This window comes from Methylobacterium sp. GC_Met_3, from assembly GCF_026540775.1.
GTDB lineage: Bacteria > Pseudomonadota > Alphaproteobacteria > Rhizobiales > Beijerinckiaceae > Methylobacterium.
Genome location: NZ_JALNUL010000136.1, coordinates 1 through 2,083, shown reverse-complemented (window position 1 = coordinate 2,083; position 2,083 = coordinate 1). Strand labels below are relative to the sequence as shown.

At 66.9% G+C, this 2,083-nt stretch carries 2 protein-coding genes and 1 pseudogene; all 3 read right to left on the bottom strand.

The genetic code is table 11. The features are described 5' to 3' along the window. Positions 1-59: 59 nt before the first annotated feature. The gene (locus OXS27_RS32105; protein WP_267361702.1) at positions 60-1,004 is read right to left on the bottom strand and encodes a dihydrodipicolinate synthase family protein; all 945 of its coding nucleotides are present in this window, start codon (positions 1,002-1,004) and stop codon (positions 60-62) included. Between the two features lie 116 nt (positions 1,005-1,120). Then, on the bottom strand, positions 1,121-1,822 hold the full coding sequence (locus OXS27_RS32100) for a GntR family transcriptional regulator (protein WP_243924879.1): 702 nt from the start codon (positions 1,820-1,822) through the stop codon (positions 1,121-1,123). A 139-nt stretch (positions 1,823-1,961) separates the two neighbouring features. After that, positions 1,962-2,083, bottom strand: a pseudogene (locus OXS27_RS32095) (IS5/IS1182 family transposase); the annotation flags it as partial.

Genomic DNA, 2,083 nt, shown 5'->3' with positions numbered 1-2,083 from the left:
AACACCCGTCTGGCGGACGACGCGTTTGGGTCCGAAGCTCGGGATGTTCGGGGGAGGGCCTAGGCGGCCGTCTCCCGGCTCCAGGCCGAGTACCAAGCCTCGAACAGGCGCAGCTGAGCCTCGACGTAGCCGCGCTGGCTATCGCTGAGCGTATCGGTCTCGTTGAAGTGGAGGCGGTACTCCGCGTGGCCCTTCAGCACCATCATGTGCTTAAAGTAGAGGACGAGGTCCGGACCCTCGTCGAACGAGGACAGGACCGCGAGCGCTGCTTCGAGCTCGAGCGCCCGTCGGCGGGCCGTCACATCACCTTGGGCCGCCGCCTGAGCGAGGGCACAAAGGTGCAGCACCTCCCGCGGCAGGACGTTGCCGATGCCGGTGATGGCGCCCGTCGCACCGCAATTGACGTAGCCGTGGAACACCGCCGTATCGACGCCGATCATCAGCGATACGTCGTCGTCGCGGCTGGTGATCGTCTCGGCGGCATAGCGCAGGTCCGCCGGTCCGCCGAACTCCTTGAACCCGACCAGGTTCGGATGGTCCGCACGCAGCGCGAAGAAGAGGTCCGCCCGGGTGGCGAAGCCGTAATACGGGCTGTTGTAGATCACCGCCGGCAGGCCCGGCGCCGCGGCGAGGATCGCCTTGAAGTGGGCCTGCTGCGCTGCAGGCGAGGAGCCGCGCGACAGAACCCGCGGGATCACCATCAGCCCTTTGGCGCCGACCTTCTCGGCATGGGCGGCGTGGGCGACGGCCACGGCCGTGTTGACCGCGCCGGTGCCGACGATGACGGGCACGCCCGCGGCGGCGAGGCGCGCGACGCCCTCCGTGCGCTGGTCATCGGTCAGGAGGGGCCAATCGCCCATCGAGCCGCAATAGACCACCGCCGACATGCCGGCGGCGATGAGGCTCTGGCCCATGCGGACGAGGGCGTCGAAATCGGGGCTGCGATCCGCCTTGCAGGGGGTCATCAGCGCAGGGATCACGCCGGAAAAGATCGGGGCCTTCATCGCGAACTCCTGGAGCCGGTCACTCGGAAGAAGCGTGAGCGCGACGGCCCCGCCGACCGGAGAGGCCACCTATGCCATCTTGCATTTTATTTGTCGACAAGAAACGCGTGGCGGTGTCACAGGACGATGCTGGTATCCCCCACTCGTGTCAGCAGCGTCTGCACCTGCTGGGCGATCTGCTCCGCATGGGCCTTGGCCAACCGGTCGGCGGCCTCGATGTCCCGGTCGGCGATGGCCTGGATCAGCTCCTCGTGTTCAACGACGAGATGCATCGGCAACTGGTCGTCATAGGAGTCGTAGTAGAGGCGCAGGATGCGCCGCCCTTCGCCGAGCAGGCGCTTTGACAGGCCGGTGAAGTACGGATTTCGGGCCGCCTCGGCGATGGCAATGTGAAACGCGGCGTTGATGGCGATCATCGCGAGGGCGTCCTGCGACTGCACCGCCGTGGCATAATCGGCCTGCACGGCACGGATCCCGCGCAAGTCGGCCGGACGGTGATGCCGTGCGGCGAGCCGGGTCGTCACCCGGTACATCAGCGACAGCGCGTCGAAGTAATTGCGCAGGTTGAGGAAATCGATCTGTGCGACCATGGTCGAGCGGTTCGGCAGGGTGCTGACGAGGCCCTCTTCGGCCAGCCGCACCAACGCCTCACGGATCGGGGTGCGCGACATGCTGAACCGCTCACCGAGCTGCACCTCGTCGATAGGGCTGCCCGGCGCGAGCTTGAGGTTCAGGATCTCGTCGCGCAGCAGGTCGTAGACGATCTTCGCCCCCGCGCCGCGCTTGCGCTCGGGAATGGCGATGGCATCGTCGGTCATGCGGGTCCCCGGCACACGTCGCGGTACGAGCGATGCGCAACCTTGTGCGGCTGTAAGGCGAAACCTTCAACCACGGGGCACCGTCCCGAGTCGGCCGCCTGCGCGAGGACGCTCGGCCTGTGCTAGGTAGGGGACTCATTCAGGTCCATGCGATGACACAGGAAACGAGCGCGACGGCGGCGAGGTAGTTGCAGGCCAAGCGGTCGTAGCGGGTCGCCACGCGCCGCCAGTTCTTGAGATGACCAAACAGGCGCTCGATCT

Coding starts and splice junctions, on each gene's coding strand:
- OXS27_RS32105 (WP_267361702.1), bottom strand. CDS start 1,004: ATGAAGGCCCCGATCTTTTCCGGCGTGATCCCTGCGCTGATGACCCCC.
- OXS27_RS32100 (WP_243924879.1), bottom strand. CDS start 1,822: ATGACCGACGATGCCATCGCCATTCCCGAGCGCAAGCGCGGCGCGGGG.